1 protein-coding gene is annotated in these 268 nt (G+C 58.2%); it reads left to right on the forward strand.

Annotation, left to right across the window (positions count from 1 at the left end; translation table 11 throughout):
- On the forward strand, positions 1-268 hold a 268-nt coding region (locus JI666_RS22095), incomplete at both ends, for a DnaA ATPase domain-containing protein (protein WP_206895033.1).

Raw genomic sequence — 268 nt, forward strand, 5'->3', positions numbered from 1 at the left:
CTGGGCAAGACCCACCTGATGCACGCCATCGCGTGGGACTTGCAGCAGCGCAATCCCGAGGCCCGCGTGCTGTATCTCAGCGCCGAGCAGTTCATGTACCGCTTCGTGCAGGCTCTGCGCGAAAAGCAGATCATGGATTTCAAATCGCTGTTCCGCTCGGTCGATATCCTGATGGTCGACGACGTGCAGTTCATCGCCGGCAAGGAATCGACGCAGGAAGAGTTCTTCCACACGTTCAACGCGCTGATCGACCAGAACAAGCAGATCG

This window comes from Bacillus sp. NTK071, assembly GCF_017303315.1.
Taxonomy (GTDB): Bacteria; Bacillota; Bacilli; order Bacillales; family Guptibacillaceae; genus Guptibacillus.